The organism is Streptomyces sp. NBC_01294 (genome assembly GCF_035917235.1).
GTDB classification, from domain to species: Bacteria; Actinomycetota; Actinomycetes; order Streptomycetales; family Streptomycetaceae; genus Streptomyces; species Streptomyces caledonius.
The window spans coordinates 838,852-856,121 of sequence record NZ_CP108423.1 but is presented as its reverse complement, the minus strand read 5'-3'; the positions used below and the strand labels follow the sequence as shown (position 1 = coordinate 856,121).

Below are 17,270 nucleotides of genomic sequence, written 5' to 3'. Positions count from 1 at the left end.
CCGCACAAGGAAGAAGATCATGACTGCCGCTACCCCCCGCCAGGCCCGCGTGACCTCCACCGACGGAACAGAGATCGCCGTCACGGTTACCGGCCAGGGCCGCCCCTTGGTCGTCTCCCCGGGTGCCCTCAACGCATCCCAGGACTGGCAGCTCCTCGCCGACCTGCTGGCTCCGCACTTCACCACCTACGCGATCGACCGCCGCGGCCGGGGCGCCAGCGGCGACAACAGCGAGCACACCATCCAGCGGGAGGCCGACGACATCGCCGCCGTTCTCGACCTCGCCGGCCCTGACGCGATCCTGCTCGGCCACTCCTACGGCGGACTGGTCACCCTCGCCCACGCCCTGCACCAGCCCCCGGCGGCGTTCATCCTCTACGAGCCCCCGATCCCGCTGAGCGGCCCCGTCGGCGGCGACGCTCTCGCCCCCTTCGAGGAGGCCGTCCAGGCCGGCGACCTCGACCAGGCCCTCACCCTCGGGCTGCGGAACTTCCTGAAGCTCCCCGACGAGGCCATCGAGGAGTTCCGCCAGACCCCGTTCTGGGCCATCCGCGCGTCCATGACCCCGACATGGGCCCGCGAGATGCGCGCGATGGACAGCTTCGGCGATGACCTCACCCGCTTCGCCACCCTCGACATCCCGACCCTCCTTGTGATCGGCGAACTCAGCCCCCGCTGGCTGACCGACGTCTCCCGCCGCCTGCACCAGGCCTTGCCCGACGCCCGCCTCGTCGAGATCCCCGGCGAAGCCCACGACGCCTTCCTCACCGGCCCGCACGCCCTCGCCGACGCCATCACCGCCTTCGCCGCCGACTTGACTGACTGACCGGCCGGAGCCTTCCCCGCCCGCCGGGTCGGAAGCCGATCTCGTCGAACGCCATCCGTGCCCGAAGTGCAAGGTGGCTCCCGGCTCGCCGTGCCGCTCGCGCAGCGGAGCGGTCGCCAGCGCGTACCACACCGGCCGCTTCACCAAGGTGCCCAAGCTCGCGAAGGAGCTGCGGGTACAGACGCCGGCCGACCGTGGACCCGGCCAGCAGTGGCGGCCCGGGGCTCCGGTGCCCGCCGCGGTCGATCCGGACCTGCCGAGCGCGGACATCCGCATCGGCTACGCCCGTTGCTCGACGCTTGGGCAGGAACTCGATTCGCAGCTGGACGCGCTCGCCAAGCACGGCATCGACAGGGACAAGGTCTTCAGCGAGAAGATCAGCACCCGCATCAAGGTCCGCCCCGCCTTCGAGGAGGCGCTGAAGACCGCCCGGGAGATCAAGGCGCACGCCCCACACTGCCGGGTCCTGTTCACGGTGTACGAGATGAAGAGGCTGGGACGGGACGCGGCCGAGCTCACCGCCCTCGCCGACCATCTGACCGAGCACGGCCTGGTGCTGGAGATGCTCGCCGGACCGCTGCCCGGCATCTACGACCCCACCGGGCCGGGCAAGCTCCTGTTCGGCTTCTTCGCGGCGATGGCGGAGACCGAGCGGGAGGCCATCCGCGACTCGACGCTGGAAGGGCTCGACACCGCGGCCCGCAAGGGCAAGTACGGCGGCCGGCCCCCGGTCATCACCGACGACATGCTGCACCCGTGCTGCGGCGCAAGGCACTCGGCGAGTCCGTCGAGCAGATCCAGCCCGACCTGATCATCCCCACCGGCAAGCGCAAGGGCGAGCACCCGTCCGTGGCCAGCATCTACCGGGCGCTCGCCGAGCACGAGAAGACCCGCGCGTACCCCGAGGCCGTCGAGGCGGCGCACGACGACTTCGCCGCTCTTCAGCAGCGCGACCGCAGCCCCGTGTAGTTACTCAGTGTTACTCGCCACTTGGCGGCAGCTAACACGAGAACTGGGCCGTGACGGCGGGACGCCCCGGGCTTCGAGCGGTTCACAGCCCCAGTGCCAGCCGGTAGTAGGCCTGGTTCCAGCGCAGATCGCGCCGGAACTGCCTCGGGGTGGTGGTCTCGTCGATGAGGGCGAGTTCCAGGCGGAGCATCTCCGCCAGGTCGTCGAGGTGGTCGGAGGTGAGGGCGGTGCTGAGGACGGTGTGGTGCGGTCCTCCGGCCGTCAGCCAGGATTCGGTGGAGGTCCGCAGGTCGGGGTGGGGCCGCCAGACCGCGCGGGCGACGGGCAGGGCGGGCAGCGGGTGAGGGGGCGCCACCACGTCGATGTCGTTGGCGATCAGGCGGAAGCGGTCGCCGAGGTCGGCGAGCCCGACCACCACGGCCGGTCCGGGGGCCGCGCCGAACACCAGGCGCACCGGGTCCTGGCGCCCGCCGATGCCGAGGGGGTGGATCTCGCAGCTGGGCCTGGCGGCGGCGATGGTGGGGCAGACTTCCAGCATGTGCGCGCCGAGGATGAGCTCGTTGCCGGGTGTCAGGTCGTAGGTGTAGTCCTCCATGAAGGAGGTGCCGCCCGGGAGACCGGCGGCAGCCACCTTGAGGGCGCGCAGCAGGACGGCGGTCTTCCAGTCGCCCTCTCCTCCGAAGCCGTACCCCTGGGCCATGAGCCGCTGCACGGCGAGGCCGGGCAGCTGGCGCAGTCCGCCCAGGTCCTCGAAGTTGGTGGTGAAGGCTCCGAAGCCGCCCGTTTCGAGGAAGGTGCGCAGGCCGGCTTCGATGCGGGCCGCGTAACGCAGCGCGTCGTGCCGTTCGCCGCCCGGTCGCAGTTCCGGCGCCAGGTCGTACAGGTCGGCGTACTCCTCGACGAGGGAAGCCACCTCGGTCTCGTCCGCGCTGTCGACGACCTCCACCAGGTCGTTGACGCCGTAGGTGTTGACGGAGACGCCGAAGCGCAGCTGGGCCTCGACCTTGTCGCCCTCGGTGACGGCCACGTCGCGCATGTTGTCGCCGAAGCGGGCGACCTTGAGGGTGGCCAGTTCGGATCGTGCGGCGGCCGCCCGCGCCCAGACCGCGACGCGTGCGCTCGTCACCGGATCGGTGACGTGGCCGGCCACGGTCTTGCGGGGTACGCCGAGACGGGTCTGGATGTGCCCGAACTCGCGGTCTCCGTGGGCGGCTTGGTTGAGGTTCATGAAGTCCATGTCGATGGTGTCCCAGGGCAGGGCCACGTTCGACTGGGTGTGGAGGTGCAGCAAGGGCTTGCGCAGCGCGTCCAGTCCGGCGATCCACATCTTGGCCGGCGAGAAGGTGTGCATCCAGGCGATGAGCCCGATGCACCGGTCGTCGGCGTTCGCGTCGAGGCACACCCGGCGGATGGCGTCGGCGTCGGTCAGGACCGGCTTCCACACCACACGCGCGGGAATGCCGGAGGCGTCGGCCAGCGCGGCGGCGATCTGCCGCGACTGATCGGCGACCTGCTTCAGCGTCTCCTCCCCGTACAGGCCTTGGCTGCCGGTGAGGAACCAGATCTCCTGGGCGGGGAATGTTCGGCTGGGCACATGGACTCCTGAAGGTGACGTCCCGCAGCGCTGGTGAGGGCGGCGCGCGGGTGGGGATTCGTGAACGAAAGCGGGGGCGGGGGTCAGCCCGCGGTGTGGGTCGTGTCGCGGATGTGCCTCAGGCGGTGCAGCAGGCCACCAGTGGCGAAGTGGTCGTGCAGGAGCCTGTATTCGGCGAAGAGGGCGTCGTAAGCGTCGGCCCGCGGGGCGTCGGGCATGTAGACGGCCGGCAGCCGGCGGCCCATGGCGGCGGTGGCCGTCCGTACGTCGGCGTGCGCGCCGGCGGCTACGGCGGCGTGGATGGCCGATCCGAGGGCGGGGCCCTGGTCGGACGCGGCGAGGGAGACGGGGCGGCGCAGCACGTCGGAGTAGATCTGCATCAGCAGTTCGTTCTTGGCCAGTCCGCCCGCGACGATGAACTCGTGGACTGGTACGCCGCCTGCTTCCAGGGTCTCCACGATGACGCGGGTGCCGAACGCGGTGGCTTCGAGCAGTGCGCGGTAGACGTCCTCGGGGCGGGTCGCGAGGGTGAGACCCACGATGACTCCGGAGAGGTGGTGGTCGACGAGGACCGAACGGTTGCCGTTCAGCCAGTCGAGGGCGACCAGTCCGTGTCCGCCGACCGGCTGGCCGGCGGCCTTCCGGGTCAGCAGGGTGTGCAGGTCCTCGCCGCGCTCGGCGGCCTCGGCGAGGTAGTCCGACGGGACGCCTTGGTCCAGCACCCAGGCGAAGATGTCGCCGACCGCGCTCTGGCCCGCCTCGTAGCCGTAGGCTCCCTCGACGACCCCGCCGGCCACGACCCCGCAGATGCCGGGGACGTCGGCCAGGACGGGGGCGTTCACGACGTGGCAGGTGGAGGTCCCCATGATGGCGAGCAGTTGTCCGTCCTCGACGGCCTGGGCCGCCGCCGCGGTGACATGGGCGTCGACGTTGCCCGCGGCCACGGCGATGCCGGGCCGCAGCCCCGTCCACGCTGCCGCCTCCGTACTGAGCGAGCCCACTCGTGAGCCCAGAGCGGAGAGGGGGAACTCGAGGCGGGTGCGTGCGAAGTCGGCGAACCGGGGGTTCAGCGCGGCCAGGTACTCCTCGCTAGGGTAGGCGCCGTCCTGGTGGATGCCCTTGTATCCGGCGGTGCAGGCGTTGCGGGACTCGGTTCCGGTGAGCTGCCACACGATCCAGTCGGCGGCCTCGATCCACCGCGCGCAGCTTTCGTAGACGAGCGGATCCTCCTCCAGGACCTGGAGCGCCTTCGCGAACTGCCACTCGGCGGAGATGCGGCCGCCGTAGCGGGCGATCCACTTCTCCCCGCGGGCGTGGGCGAGTTCGTTGATGCGGTCGGCGTGGGACTGGGCGGCGTGGTGCTTCCACAGCTTGGGCCACGCGTGGGGCCGTCCGGCGAGCTCGGTCTCGGCGAGGGGAGTCCCGTCGGTCAGCGTGGGCAGGACGGTGCAGGCGGTGAAGTCGGTGGCGATGCCGATCACCGCGGCGGGATCGATCCCGGCCGCCGCCAGGGCCTGCGGGACGGCGTGACGCAGTACGTCCCGCCAGTCCTGGGGGTGTTGCAGGGCCCAGTCCGGAGGCAGCGGCGCACCGCCTTGCGGCAGGTACCGGTCGATGACGCCGTGTCGGTAGGCGTGGACCGCCGCGGCCAGTTCCTGACCGTCGCGAACCCGCACCACCACGGCGCGGCCCGACAATGTGCCGAAGTCGACGCCGACCGTGTACTGCTCCGATTCCTCGGAAGGAGGGGTGGGCGCGAGGAGATGGGGTGACGTCAACAGAGTGCCTTTCGAAGGAGCCGTGGGCGGCACGCGGCGCGGCCCGGCAGCCGGAGATGCCGTCCCGACCATCCTGGCGGTCGGCGGTGGACCCAATGAGCTTGCAGTGTGAGCGCTAACAATGTCGATAGGCAAGAGGTCTGCGTGGATCATGTGGGAGGCCCCCTTGGTCCGGCGGCCTTCGTATACGGGGCCTCGCCTTGATGTTTGGTTGATTCGAGGCGGGTTGAGGTCTCCGATTCGAGTAGCGGGGTCGATGGTCGCGCGAACGGACGGAGTCCGCCTTGTCGCCGCACGTGACGCGGTAACGGACAGGTAACGCGTGCAAAGGGGTTGAGAACCCGGCTTGTTAGCGCTCACAATGCGACGGCGCCCCCTCAAGAGCATCCCGCTCCTGTCACCCCGCCCCCGGCCCCGCCACGCCCCTGACCGCGGGCACAGCCCGGCACCGGCCGTGCGGAGCCTCATCCGTAGCCCCCGAAAGGACACCCGTCATGGCTCGCAGAGCAGCCCTCGTCCTCACCGCCGCCCTTCTCGCCTCCTCGGCGTTGACCGCCTGCTCGACCGAGGGTCCCGCCTCCGCCCCGGCCTCCGGGGCCAAGACGGGCTCCGGCGGCACGATCACCATGGGCTTCGCCCAGGTCGGCGCCGAGAGCGGTTGGCGTACCGCCAACACCAAGTCCGTCCAGGAGGCCGCGAAGAAGGCCGGGATCGAACTCAAGTTCTCCGACGCGCAGCAGAAGCAGGAGAACCAGATCAAGGCGATCCGCACCTTCATCCAGCAGAAGGTCGACGTGATCGCCTTCTCGCCGGTCGTGGAGTCCGGCTGGGACACGGTGCTCAAGGAGGCCAAGGACGCGGGCATCCCGGTCATCCTCACCGACCGGGCCGTGGACACGAAGGACACCTCCCTCTACAAGACCTTCCTGGGCTCGGACTTCGTCAAGGAGGGCAAGTCCGCCGGCGAGTGGCTGACCGGCGCGTACGCGAACGAGCAGGGTCCGGTCAACATCGTCGAGCTCCAGGGCACCACGGGCTCCGCACCCGCCAACGACCGCAAGGCCGGCTTCGCCGACGCCATCCGCACCGACGGCAAGTTCAAGATCGTTGCCTCGCAGACGGGCGACTTCACCCGCGCCAAGGGCAAGGAGGTCATGCAAGCGTTCCTTAAGTCCCAGAAGGACATCGACGTCCTCTACGCCCACAACGACGACATGGCCCTCGGCGCCATCCAGGCCATCGAGGAGTCCGGCAAGAAGCCTGGTACGGACATCAAGGTGATCTCGGTGGACGGAATCAAGGACGCCTTCGTCGCCATGACCGAGGGCAAGATCAACGTCGTGGTGGAGTGCAACCCGATGCTCGGCGACCAGCTGATGGAACTGGCAAAGAAGGTCGTGGCGGGGGAAAACGTGCCGACCCGGGTCGAGACCCAGGAGGGCGTCTTCACGCAGGACCAGGCCGCGGCCGCCCTGCCCTCCCGGAACTACTGACGCGACAGGTTCCGGTGCCGGAGGAGGCCCGGCTCCGGTGCCTCCTTCACCATCCGGAGCCCGCTCCACCACCCCACACATGAGAGGAGGGCGGATGGCATCGCCGTCCACCCCGCCGCCCACGGGCGCCGGCGGCCCGCGCCCGGTCCTGGAAGCCCACGACATCCGCAAGCGGTTCCCGGGCGTGCTCGCCCTCGACGGAGTCGCCCTGCGGCTCTTCCCCGGTGAGGTGCACGCCCTGATGGGCGAGAACGGCGCCGGGAAGTCCACCTTGATCAAGGTGCTCACCGGCGTCCACTCGGCCGACGGCGGCACCATCCTCGTGGACGGCCGGCCCCACGCGTTCACGGACCCCCTCCAGGCGCAGCGGGCCGGAATCAGCACCGTCTACCAGGAGGTCAACCTCTGCCCGAACATCTCGGTCGCCGAGAACATCCTCATCGGGCGCGAACCGCGCCGGTTCGGCCTCATCCACTGGTCCGCGATGCGGCAGCGGGCGGCAGAGCTGCTGACGGAACTGGACCTCGACCTGGACGTCACCAGTCTGCTCGACTCGCACTCCCTGGCGGTGCAGCAACTGGTCGCCATCGTCCGGGCGGTGGACGTCTCGGCGAAGGTGCTCGTGTTGGACGAACCCACCTCCAGCCTGGATCGCGAGGAGGTCGCCCAGCTCTTCACCCTGGTGCGGCGCCTGCGGGACCGCGGTGTGGCCATCCTGTTCGTCACACACTTCCTCGACCAGGTATTCGATCTCTGCGACCGCGTCACCATCCTGCGCAACGGGCGCCTGGAAGGCGAGTACCCCATCGGTGAACTCACCCCGGTGACGCTGGTGCAGCGCATGATCGGCGGAGAACTGGCCACCCTCGACCAGCTGTCCAGCCGTGCCCATGAGGAGGCGGCCGAACGGGCGGCCGGCGAGCCGTTCCTCCAGGCACGACAGCTGACCCGTGCGGGCTCGATCGAACCGTACGACCTCGACATCCACGCCGGCGAGGTCATCGGACTGGCCGGCCTCCTGGGCTCGGGCCGGACCGAGGTGGCGCGCCTCCTGTTCGGCGCGGACAGCGCGGACGCCGGAGAAGTGAGCATCGAGGGCAAGAAGGTACTCCTGCGCACCCCCCGCCACGCCATCGCCCGGGGCATCGCGTTCTGCTCCGAGAACCGCAAGTCCGAGGGACTGGTGGGCGAGCTCACGGTCCGCGAGAACATCATCCTCGCGTTGCAAGCCGCCCGCGGCTGGACCAGGCCGCTGGCCCGTGCGAAACAGGACGAACTGGCACGGCACTGGATCGAATCCCTGGACATCCGCCCCGCCGACCCCGAAGCGCAGGTGCGCCACCTCAGCGGAGGCAACCAGCAGAAGGTCCTCCTCGCGCGCTGGCTGCTGACCGCACCCCGGCTCCTGATCCTCGACGAACCCACCCGGGGCATCGACATCGGAGCCAAGGCGGAGATCCAGAAACTCGTGGCCCGCCTGGCGGGCGAAGGCACCGCCGTGCTGTTCATCTCGGCGGAACTCGAAGAGGTCCTGCGCCTGAGCCACCGCATCGCCGTGCTCCGGGACCACCGCATGGTGGCCACCCTCGCGAACGACGACACCGTCACGCCCGAACGCCTCCTCACGACCATCGCCACCGGAACGGACTCATGACCACCCAGCCCGCCAAGTCCGAGGCGGCCGCCGCGATCGGGAGACGGCTGGCCGGCCACCGCCTGCTGTGGCCCGCGCTCATCCTGCTCGCCCTGCTCCTCGGCAACCTCGCGTTCCACCATGACTTCTTCTCCGTCCGCGTACGCGACGGCCACCTCTACGGCAGCCTCATCGACATCCTGCAGTTCGGCGCGCCCCTCATCCTGGTGGCGCTCGGCATGACCCTGGTCATCGCCACCCGCGGGATCGACCTCTCGGTGGGTTCCACCGTCGCCATCGCCGGCGCCCTCGCCTGCGGGCACATCTCCACCGCCGCGCGTCCCGGCAGTGTCGCCACCATGCTCACGGCCGTAGCCCTCGCACTCGGCGTCGCACTCGTGCTGGGCCTGGCCAACGGCTTCCTGGTGTCCGGGCTGGGGGTGCAGCCCATCGTGGCCACCCTGATCCTCATGGTCGCGGGCCGAGGCGTCGCCCAGCTGATCACGGACGGCCAGATCGTCACGGTGACCAGCGCCCCCTACAAAATGATCGGGGGAGGCTACTGGCTGACCTTCCCGTTCGCCGTCCTCCTGGCGGCCGCCCTCGTCGCGCTGACCGCCCTCGTCACCCGCCGCAGCGCACTCGGCATGCTGATCGAGTCCGTCGGCGGCAACCCCGCCGCCAGTTGCCTGGTCGGCATCCGGGCCGGCGGTCTCCTCGCCCTCGTCTACGTCTTCAGCGCGCTGTGCGCCGCCGTCGCCGGGCTGATGATCAGCTCCAACGTCTCCAGCGCCGACGGCAACAACGCCGGACTGTGGATCGAGCTCGACGCGATCCTCGCCGTCGTCGTCGGAGGGACCGCCCTGACCGGAGGACGCTTCTCCCTCGGCGGCACCGTCCTGGGCGCCCTGATCATCCAGACCCTGTCCACCACCGTCTACACCCTCGGCGTCCCACCCGAGACCACCCTCGTCTTCAAGGCCTTCGTCGTCATCGTCGTCTGCCTCGTGCAGTCCCCGGTCTTCCGGGCCAAGGTCCTGCGCCGCCGCAGGACGACCACTCCCCGATCCCACACCACGGCGGGCGCCGCCCCGCAGCAGCAGGAGGTACGCGCATGACTACCGGCATCGCGAGCGCCGCCGCGCACCTCACCCGCCCCTTCGCGACCGTGTCCCCGCGCACCCGCACCCGTATCCCACTGATCGTCACGGCCGTCCTGCTGGCCGTCATGTTCGGCGTCGGATCGGTGCGCTACGAGGGCTTCCTCTCCGCGCAAGTCGTACTGAACCTGCTGATCGACAACGGATTCCTCCTGGTCGTCGCCGTCGGGGCGACCTTCGTCATCCTCACCGGCGGCATCGACCTGTCCGTCGGCTCCATGGTGGCCCTGTCGACCATGCTCACCGCCTGGCTGGTCGAGTCGCACGGCTGGCCCCTGGCCACCGTCATTCCACTGGTCCTGCTGGTCGGAGCCGCGAGCGGGACGCTCATGGGCTGGATCATCCACACCTTCGAGATCCAGCCGTTCATCGTCACCCTGGCCGGCATGTTCCTCGCCCGCGGGCTCTGCTACACGATCAGCACCGAATCCATCACGATCAGCGACCCCACCACGGCGGGAATCGCGCAGACCCGGCTGTACGGCCCGGGAGGACTGTTCGTCTCGATCCCGGTGGTCATCGCCCTGGCCGTACTGGTGATCGCCTTCGTCGTACTGCACCACACGCGCTTCGGCCGCAACGTGTACGCGCTGGGCGGCAACGAGTCCTCCGCACGCCTGATGGGTCTTCCGGCGGGCTCCACCAAGATCGCCGTATACGCCGTCAGCGGCCTCTGTTCCGCGCTCGGCGGCCTGATGCTGACCTTCTACATGCTCTCCGGCTACGCCCTCCACGCCATGGGCATGGAACTCGACGCGATCGCCGCGACCGTGATCGGCGGCACGCTGCTGACCGGAGGCTCCGGCTTCGTCCTGGGCACCGCCCTCGGCGTGCTGGTCCTCGGCACGATCCAGACCGTGGTCAACTTCCAGGGCACGCTCAGCTCCTGGTGGACCCGGATCGTCATCGGCGCCCTGCTGCTCGTGTTCATCGTGCTGCAACGCCTGATGATCGGCCGCCGCCCTGCCGCCGACTGACCCTGCCGCCGACTGACCCCGGCTCCGCAGCCCACCAGCCCGCGCCACCGCGTTCGCGCGCCGCGATCACAGCTTGCCTCCCGGCGCGCCCGCCGGCGGACCGACTTCCAGGGAATACCGCCATGGAACACGCATACGAATCTGTCGACCAGGCCGCCGAGCCCGGACAGACGGCCGCCTGTCCGCGGACGGCCCGCCCCCTGCGCCTGGACGATGGCGGAACGGGGGAGAGGTGGCGGTTCGGCTTCCCCGGCCGGGCCCGCGCGGAGGTCCACACGCGTGGCGCCCGGCTCCGTTCCCTGATCCTGCCGGACCGCTGGGGCCACACCGCCGACGTGGTACTCGCGCCCCGCGACCCCGCCGCCTGCGAGGGCTCCGCACGCTACTTCGGTGCGACGGTGGGCCGTTACGCCAACCGCATCGCGCGCGGAGGGCTCGTCGTCGACGGAGTCGCCCACCAGCTCGCCACCCAGGAGACCGGGCACACATTGCACGGTGGTCCCGACGGGTTCGACCAGCGCCTGTGGCGGTGCGAACCCTTCCACTCGGCGCACCGCACCGGTGTCCGCCTGTTCCTGCACAGCCCCGACGGTGACCAGGGATTCCCCGGTGCACTGAACGTGCGCCTCACCTACACGCTGGACCGCGACGACAACCTGACGATGTCGTACCAGGCGGTCGCCGACGCGCCGACGATCGTCAACCTCACCAACCACGCCTACTGGAACCTCGAAGGGGAGGGGCGCGGCAACGTCCTGGCCCACCACCTCCAGGTCGCGGCCCCCCTCTACACCCCGGTCGACGCCGAGTTGATCCCCGACGGCCCTCACCGCCCGGTCAGCGACACCCCGTTCGACCTCCGCCGGCACCGGCGTCTCTCCGACGTCCTGACCCATACGGAGGCGCAACTGGCTCTCGCCGGCGGAGGCTTCGACCACAACTGGGTCCTCGACGGCGCCCGGCGAGCCGGTCCTCGTAAGGCCGCTGTGCTGTACGCCCCCGCATCCGGCCGCAGCATGGAGGTGCGCACCACGGAACCGGGCATCCAGGTCTACACCGCGCAAGGCCTGACCGGTGACATCACGGGCAAGGCGGGCAGGCCGTACCACGCCTACGCGGGGGTCGCGCTGGAGACCCAGCACTTCCCGGACTCCCCGAACCGCCCCGACTACCCGACGGTCGTCCTGCGCCCGGGCGAGCTGTACCGGTCGACCACCATCCACAGTTTCACCACGGTCGCCGCCTGAGAGGGGCGGTGGCGGCCGTAGCCGCTGTCCGGTGCCGGGGGGCACCGGACAGCGGATTTGGTGCGTGCGCAGGCTTCCCCCGTACGAGGTGCCCCCGGGGCCCGGCTTCCTCCGAGAGGGGTCAACCGCCGGGCACGTGGGGGTCATGCGCCCGGTGGAGCGATCCTTCGGGCCGTGCTGGCGCGCACGATGAGCTCGGGCGCCACCACCAGGTGGGTCGACTCGTCGGTCCTGCCCTCGATGTGGTCCAGGAGCAGCCCGATGCTGTCGCGGCCGAGCGAGGCGAAGTCCTGGCGGATCGTCGTCAGCGGGGGCGGGAAGAACTCCGCCTCGGGGATGTCGTCGAAGCCGGCGACCGCCACGTCCTCCGGCGTGCGCAGGCCCGCTTCCCGCAGGGCCCGTAGGACACCGAGGGCCATCTGGTCGTTGGCGACGAACACCGCGGTGAGGCCCGCTCCCTGCCCTCGTGATGCCAGGACCCGACCCGCCAGCTGCTGGCCGGCCTGGTATCCCGACAGCGGACTCCAATCGCCGCGCAGCACGGGCGGCACCTCGGCGCCGGCATCGCGCAGCGCGTCCTCCCACCCCTGTGTGCGGGCCTCGCTCTCGAGCCAGTCGGGGGGCCCCGCCACATGCCACACGGTGGCGTGGCCCGACGCGAGAAGGTGCTCCGTGATCATGCGGGCGCCGAGGTTCTGGTCCAGCGACACCCCCGGCAGGTCGAGGGTGTGGCCGCCTTCCACGGTGACCACGGGGCACGGTGCTTCCAGTGCGGCCAGGGCGCGCACCGCGGCGCGTTGCGGAGTGACGGCGACGATCCCCTCCACGCCCCACCCGGCGAGGTGCTGCATGGCTTCGGCGAGGGCCGTTTGCGTGGCGGTGCGAAGCGTGACGGCGGACGTCAGGTAGCCGCGGTCCCGAGCGGCCTCCTGCACTCCCGCCACGGTGCTGGCGGGCCCGTGCAGAGTGGTGTTCACCGCGATGACGCCCAGCGTGTGGGTTCGGCGGGTGGCCAGAGCCCGGGCCGCCGAGTTGCGGCGGTACCCCAGCTGCTCGATGACCTGTGTCACCGCGGCCCGAGTCTTGGCGCTGACGTTCGGGTGGTCGCTGAGCACCCGTGAAACGGTCTGATGGGACACGCCGGCGACGCGCGCGACGTCCGTCATCGTGGGCGCTCGCGAGACGTCTGGGAGCTGGGTCAACTCTCTTCCTTTCCTCATCGAGCGGCCTTTCCTCAAGGTATCGAACCAGCCGCGGTCCGCACACATCTCGGACCGACCGGAAGATTGTCGACCAGGTATGGATGTTGGCGTTCACATTATGCAGCGTTGATCGCATGTTGTGGGCAGCAATCTTCTCGTACCTCTTGAGATTGCTGGTTGTTAGCGTTCACAATCTGATCGGGGCGGCTGAGGCAGGCCAGCTGCGATGTCTGGAGCGGCCCCCCGATGAGTCCAGCCCACTCATGCGCGGCCGCGGGGCCTGCCGGACGCCGGTCCCGGAGAAGCCCGCCGCGCATGCCGGAGAGACGGTGAGAGCGTAGTGAGCGAGACCTTCCTGGGGGACCTCCGTCGTGAGGTCCTCGCGGCCAACCTGCGCATCCCGGAGGCCGGTCTGGCCACCCTCACCTGGGGAAACGTCAGCGGAGTGGACCGAGGCGCCGGCGTCTTCGTCATCAAGCCGTCCGGGGTCTCCTATGCCGACCTGACGGAAGAGGACCTGGTGGTGGTGGCGCTGGAGGACGGGCGGGTCGTCGAGGGACACCTCAGGCCGTCCACCGACACCGAAACCCATCGGTGCCTCTACCGTGCCTTCCCCTCCATCGGCGGCGTCACCCACACGCACTCGACGCACGCCGTCGCCTTCGCCCAGGCGCGCCGCCCGATCCCCGTACTGGGTACGACGCACGCCGACACCTTCAACGGGCCCGTCCCCGTGACGGAGGACCTGACCGCCGAGCAGTGCGCGCGGGACTACGAGTACAACACCGGACAGGTGATCGTAGCCCGGCTCGACGGCGACCCCCGGCGGGCCGACGAGGTCCCCGGCGCGCTTGTCTCACGGCACGGCCCCTTCACCTGGGGTGCCACCGCGAAGGCTGCGCTGGAGAACGCCATCGTCTGCGAGGCCGTGGCGGAGATGGCGCTGCACACGCTGGCGCTGGGGTCCCGCCTCGGGGAAGCCTCCGAACCGCCGAAGCACCTGCTGGAGCGACACTTCACCCGTAAGCACGGACCGGACGCCTATTACGGCAACGTCCCTCACACCCCGAGCGTCTGAAGCCGCGCACCGTCTCCGGTTCAACGTGCGCCGAAGCTGTGGTGGTAGTCGGCCTGTTCTCGGATATAAGGCGGTCAACTACCGGTTCAGGCAACTTGCGTGACCTCGGCGATCTCCGGGTGGACCCTCGGCTGGAGCTTCGCGGGTGACCAGCGGATGACGCTGCCGCTGCTCGGCCCGACGATCCGGATCAGCGTCTTCCTTTCGGTCATCGGTGCCATCCAGCTCTTCGACCTCGTCTGGGTCATGACCGCGGGCGGGCCCAACCACTCCTCCGAGACGATGGCGATCTCGATGTTCCAGTTCGGGTTCAAGCGCTACCAGGTCGGCTACGCCAGTGCGATCAGCGTGGTGCTGTTCATGATCAGCCTGGTCTTCTCCCTCTTCTACCAGCGTTACGTGCTCCGCCGTGACCTGAGCGGGGCCGTCACCTCGGGAGGTGGCCGATGAACGCCCGCAGGACGGCACGCGGCCTGTCGCTGCACGCCGTGGTCTGGCTGATCGGCGCGTTCGTCGTCGTGCCGCTGGTCTACGCGGTGATCTCCGGGTTCAAGAGCACCGGCGAGCTGACGACCAACCCGTTCGGGCTGCCGAAGCACTGGAAGACCGGCAACTACACCGGCATCCTCGGCGACGGAATGTTCTGGCGGCAGATCGCCAACAGCGCGGGCATCGCGGTCGGCACGGCATGCTGCACGGTGGCGGTCTCCGCGATGGCGGCGTTCGTACTGGCCCGCTACGCCTTCCGGGGCAGGGAGCTGTTCTACACGCTGTTCACGATCGGGCTGATGTTCCCGTTCGCGGTGGCCGTCCTGCCGCTGTTCCTGCTGCTGCGGAACTTCGACCTGCTCGACAACCCGCTCGGAGTGATCCTCCCGCAGGCGGCCTTCGGGCTCCCCATGACGATCATCATTCTGCGCGGCTTCTTTCGGACCATCCCAGCGGAGGTCGAGGAGGCGGCCATCATGGACGGCTGCGGCAAGTTCCGCTTCTTCTGGAAGATCCTGCTGCCGATGGCGCGTCCGGCGCTCGGCACGGTGTCGGTGCTCGCGATCGTCGCGAGCTGGAACAACTTCTTCCTGCCGCTGCTGGTGTTCAACGACCCGAAATGGCAGACGATCCCGGTCGGAGTCCAGCAGTTCCAGGGCCAGTACTCGACCGACTACGCGCTCGTCCTCGCCTACATCGTGCTCGCCATGGTCCCCGCCCTCGCCTTCTACGCCGTCGCCGAGCGGCAGTTGGTCGGCGGCCTCACCGCGGGCGCCACCAAGGGCTGACCCGTCCCGCGTGACCTCCACCCCCGGGGAGACGTCATGAATCGCCTGACCGCATTGACAGCAATACTGTTAGCGCTAACAACGCAGGCTGTGGCCGCCCCCGCGCGACCCGGCATCGACTTCCGCGCCGAGCTCCAGCCCATAGACGGATTCGGCTTCTCGATGGCCTTCCAGCGGGCCGACCTGCTGCACGGCGCACGCGGCCTCAGCCCGGCCAAGCAGCGCGAGGTGTGTCACGCCTGGAGCACCAACGCTTCGGCATGTGCGGCCGCCTTCACACCTATCCCGTCCCCGCCCCCCCCCAACGCGGCCGCTCCGCGGTTCGCCGGAGTCACCTCACCCCCACCCCCCAAAGGAGCTCTTCTGATGTGGTTTCGCCAACCATCCCCGGTCCACCTGAGGCGACGCCTGCTCGCCGTCCTCGCGCCCTTGCTGCTCCTGGCCACTTTCCTTAGTGTCCAGCCCGCGGGCGCGGCGCCGATCATCGACACCAACGCCTCGTACGTGCTGGTCAACCGCACCAGCGGCAAGGCCCTGGACGTCTACAACCTGGCGACCAACGACGGCGCCCGCATCACCCAGTGGACCAGGAACGATCAGAACCAGCAGCAGTGGCAGTTCGTCGACTCCGGCGGCGGTTACTACCGCATCAAGTCCCGCCACTCCGGCAAGGTGCTGGACGTTCAGAACGGGGCCACGGCGAACGGGGTCTCGATCGTCCAGTGGGCCGACGTGAACGCCACCAACCAGCAGTGGCGGCTGGCCGACAGCTCGGACGGCTACGTGAGGCTCATCGCGCGCCACAGCAACAAGGCCCTCGAAGTGCAAGGCGGCTCCACCGCCGACAACGCGAACATCGTCCAGTACGACGACTGGGGCGGCACCAACCAGCAGTGGCAGCTCGTCAAGGTCGGCGGCGGCAACCCCGGCGCGTGCGCACTTCCGTCGAGCTACCGCTGGACCTCGACGGGCGCGCTGGCGCAGCCCAAGTCCGGGTGGGCCTCGCTCAAGGACTTCACCGTCGCCCCCTACAACGGCAAGCATCTCGTCTATGCGACGACGCACGGCGCCGCGGGAACGGGAGCGGGCTGGGGTTCGATGAACTTCGGCCTGTTCACCAACTGGCCGGAGATGGCCTCGGCCGGCCAGAACACGATGTCGAACTCCGTTGTCGCGCCCACGCTCTTCTACTTCGCGCCGAAGAACATCTGGGTGCTCGCCTACCAGTGGGGAGGCGGGAGCGCCTTCTCCTACCGGACGTCGAGCGACCCGTCCAACCCCAATGGCTGGTCCTCACAGCAGGTGCTCTTCACCGGAAGCATCACCGGCTCCACCACGGGCCCCATCGACCAGACGCTCATCGCTGACGGCACGAACATGTACCTGTTCTTCGCCGGTGACAACGGCAAGATCTACCGGGCCAGTATGCCGATCGGGAACTTCCCGAGCAGTTTCGGCTCGAACTACACGACGATCATGAGCGATACGGCGGACAACCTGTTCGAAGCCCCGCAGGTCTACAAGCTCCAAGGCCAGGACCGCTACCTCATGCTCGTCGAGGCGAGGGGCTCGCAGGGCCGCTACTTCCGCTCGTTCACGGCCACCAGCCTGAACGGCTCATGGACACCCCAGGCCGCGACCGAGAGCAACTCCTTCGCCGGCAAGGCCAACAGTGGCGCCACCTGGACCAACGACATCAGCCATGGCGAACTGATCCGCACCAGCGCCGATCAGACCTTCACCGTCGATCCCTGCAACCTGCAGTTCCTCTACCAGGGACGCGACCCCAACTCCGGCGGCGAATACGGACAATGGCCCTACCGACCGGCTCTGCTGACACTGCAGCGCTAACGCCGTGACACGGGTCCGGCTCCGGAATGGAGCCGGCGTGGCGGGCTCGGCGGAAGGCCGAGCCCGCCCGAGTCACGCGAAAGGGCCGACGCTCATACGGCGACATGGCCAACTGGACCGACGAAGGCTCGTCCATGAGTCTGGCCACCTTCGCCTGGCCCGGCCACGTCGCCTATCGCAAGGGC

Annotated in this window: 14 protein-coding genes and 1 pseudogene; 12 read left to right on the top strand and 3 right to left on the bottom strand. The window is 69.5% G+C overall.

Annotated elements, in window-relative coordinates; all coding sequences use genetic code 11:
* Positions 1 to 19 precede the first annotated feature (19 nt).
* From OG534_RS04155 to OG534_RS04145, 3 genes are all read left to right on the top strand, one after another.
* The gene (locus tag OG534_RS04155) at positions 20 to 826 is read left to right on the top strand and encodes an alpha/beta fold hydrolase (RefSeq protein WP_326586702.1); all 807 of its coding nucleotides are present in this window, start codon (positions 20 to 22) and stop codon (positions 824 to 826) included.
* A gap of 73 nt (positions 827 to 899) precedes the next feature.
* Positions 900 to 1,637 carry a recombinase family protein gene (locus OG534_RS04150; RefSeq protein ID WP_326586701.1) on the top strand — a complete coding sequence of 246 codons (738 nt, stop codon included), beginning with the start codon at positions 900 to 902 and terminating at the stop codon, positions 1,635 to 1,637.
* Positions 1,583 to 1,795, top strand: coding sequence for a hypothetical protein (locus OG534_RS04145; RefSeq protein WP_326586700.1), 213 nt, complete (start codon positions 1,583 to 1,585; stop codon positions 1,793 to 1,795). The genes OG534_RS04150 and OG534_RS04145 overlap by 55 nt, the downstream gene beginning before the upstream one ends.
* An 82-nt stretch (positions 1,796 to 1,877) precedes the next feature.
* Here OG534_RS04145 and araA read toward each other — a convergent pair whose 3' ends face one another.
* Entirely contained in the window at positions 1,878 to 3,389 is a 1,512-nt protein-coding gene (gene araA / locus OG534_RS04140; protein ID WP_326586699.1) for an L-arabinose isomerase, read from the bottom strand.
* A gap of 83 nt (positions 3,390 to 3,472) precedes the next feature.
* Entirely contained in the window at positions 3,473 to 5,167 is a 1,695-nt protein-coding gene (gene araB / locus OG534_RS04135; protein ID WP_326586698.1) for a ribulokinase, read from the bottom strand.
* A gap of 494 nt (positions 5,168 to 5,661) precedes the next feature.
* On the opposite strand from araB, the gene OG534_RS04130 reads away from it, so the two are divergent.
* The 5 genes from OG534_RS04130 to OG534_RS04110 all read left to right on the top strand — a co-directional run bounded on the left by OG534_RS04130 (position 5,662) and on the right by OG534_RS04110 (position 11,677).
* Positions 5,662 to 6,660, top strand: coding sequence for an ABC transporter substrate-binding protein (locus tag OG534_RS04130; protein ID WP_326586697.1), 999 nt, complete (start codon positions 5,662 to 5,664; stop codon positions 6,658 to 6,660).
* Positions 6,661 to 6,754: 94 nt separating this feature from the next.
* The gene (locus OG534_RS04125; RefSeq protein ID WP_326586696.1) at positions 6,755 to 8,314 is read left to right on the top strand and encodes a sugar ABC transporter ATP-binding protein; all 1,560 of its coding nucleotides are present in this window, start codon (positions 6,755 to 6,757) and stop codon (positions 8,312 to 8,314) included.
* On the top strand, positions 8,311 to 9,411 hold the full coding sequence (locus tag OG534_RS04120; RefSeq protein ID WP_326586695.1) for an ABC transporter permease: 1,101 nt from the start codon (positions 8,311 to 8,313) through the stop codon (positions 9,409 to 9,411). Before OG534_RS04125 ends, OG534_RS04120 begins: the two co-directional genes overlap by 4 nt.
* Positions 9,408 to 10,430, top strand: a complete 1,023-nt coding sequence (gene yjfF / locus OG534_RS04115; protein ID WP_326586694.1) for a galactofuranose ABC transporter, permease protein YjfF — start codon at positions 9,408 to 9,410, stop codon at positions 10,428 to 10,430. The genes OG534_RS04120 and yjfF overlap by 4 nt, the downstream gene beginning before the upstream one ends.
* Before the next feature lie 122 nt (positions 10,431 to 10,552).
* On the top strand, positions 10,553 to 11,677 hold the full coding sequence (locus OG534_RS04110; RefSeq protein ID WP_326586693.1) for an aldose epimerase family protein: 1,125 nt from the start codon (positions 10,553 to 10,555) through the stop codon (positions 11,675 to 11,677).
* Positions 11,678 to 11,820: 143 nt separating this feature from the next.
* Here OG534_RS04110 and OG534_RS04105 read toward each other — a convergent pair whose 3' ends face one another.
* Positions 11,821 to 12,897: a LacI family DNA-binding transcriptional regulator gene (locus OG534_RS04105; protein ID WP_442807032.1), complete on the bottom strand. Its 1,077-nt coding sequence runs from the start codon at positions 12,895 to 12,897 to the stop codon at positions 11,821 to 11,823.
* Between the two features lie 322 nt (positions 12,898 to 13,219).
* Here OG534_RS04105 and araD point away from each other — a divergent pair, with 322 nt between their 5' ends.
* The 4 genes and pseudogenes from araD to OG534_RS04085 all read left to right on the top strand — a co-directional run bounded on the left by araD (position 13,220) and on the right by OG534_RS04085 (position 17,085).
* On the top strand, positions 13,220 to 13,957 hold the full coding sequence (araD, locus tag OG534_RS04100) for an L-ribulose-5-phosphate 4-epimerase AraD (RefSeq protein WP_326586691.1): 738 nt from the start codon (positions 13,220 to 13,222) through the stop codon (positions 13,955 to 13,957).
* A 156-nt stretch (positions 13,958 to 14,113) separates the two neighbouring features.
* Positions 14,114 to 14,407: pseudogene (locus tag OG534_RS04095) on the top strand (carbohydrate ABC transporter permease); the annotation flags it as partial.
* Positions 14,404 to 15,234: a carbohydrate ABC transporter permease gene (locus OG534_RS04090; protein WP_326586690.1), complete on the top strand. Its 831-nt coding sequence runs from the start codon at positions 14,404 to 14,406 to the stop codon at positions 15,232 to 15,234. The pseudogene OG534_RS04095 and the gene OG534_RS04090, both read left to right, overlap by 4 nt.
* A 366-nt stretch (positions 15,235 to 15,600) precedes the next feature.
* The gene (locus OG534_RS04085) at positions 15,601 to 17,085 is read left to right on the top strand and encodes a non-reducing end alpha-L-arabinofuranosidase family hydrolase (RefSeq protein ID WP_326586689.1); all 1,485 of its coding nucleotides are present in this window, start codon (positions 15,601 to 15,603) and stop codon (positions 17,083 to 17,085) included.
* Positions 17,086 to 17,270: the final 185 nt, after the last annotated feature.

Excerpts from the sequence above, each read along its gene's own strand:
- OG534_RS04090 (WP_326586690.1), top strand. The coding sequence starts at position 14,404 with ATGAACGCCCGCAGGACGGCACGCGGCCTGTCGCTGCACGCCGTGGTC.
- OG534_RS04085 (WP_326586689.1), top strand. The coding sequence starts at position 15,601 with ATGTGGTTTCGCCAACCATCCCCGGTCCACCTGAGGCGACGCCTGCTC.
- OG534_RS04105 (WP_442807032.1), bottom strand. The coding sequence starts at position 12,897 with ATGAGGAAAGGAAGAGAGTTGACCCAGCTCCCAGACGTCTCGCGAGCG.
- OG534_RS04125 (WP_326586696.1), top strand. The coding sequence starts at position 6,755 with ATGGCATCGCCGTCCACCCCGCCGCCCACGGGCGCCGGCGGCCCGCGC.
- yjfF (WP_326586694.1), top strand. The coding sequence starts at position 9,408 with ATGACTACCGGCATCGCGAGCGCCGCCGCGCACCTCACCCGCCCCTTC.
- OG534_RS04110 (WP_326586693.1), top strand. The coding sequence starts at position 10,553 with ATGGAACACGCATACGAATCTGTCGACCAGGCCGCCGAGCCCGGACAG.
- OG534_RS04155 (WP_326586702.1), top strand. The coding sequence starts at position 20 with ATGACTGCCGCTACCCCCCGCCAGGCCCGCGTGACCTCCACCGACGGA.
- OG534_RS04130 (WP_326586697.1), top strand. The coding sequence starts at position 5,662 with ATGGCTCGCAGAGCAGCCCTCGTCCTCACCGCCGCCCTTCTCGCCTCC.
- OG534_RS04120 (WP_326586695.1), top strand. The coding sequence starts at position 8,311 with ATGACCACCCAGCCCGCCAAGTCCGAGGCGGCCGCCGCGATCGGGAGA.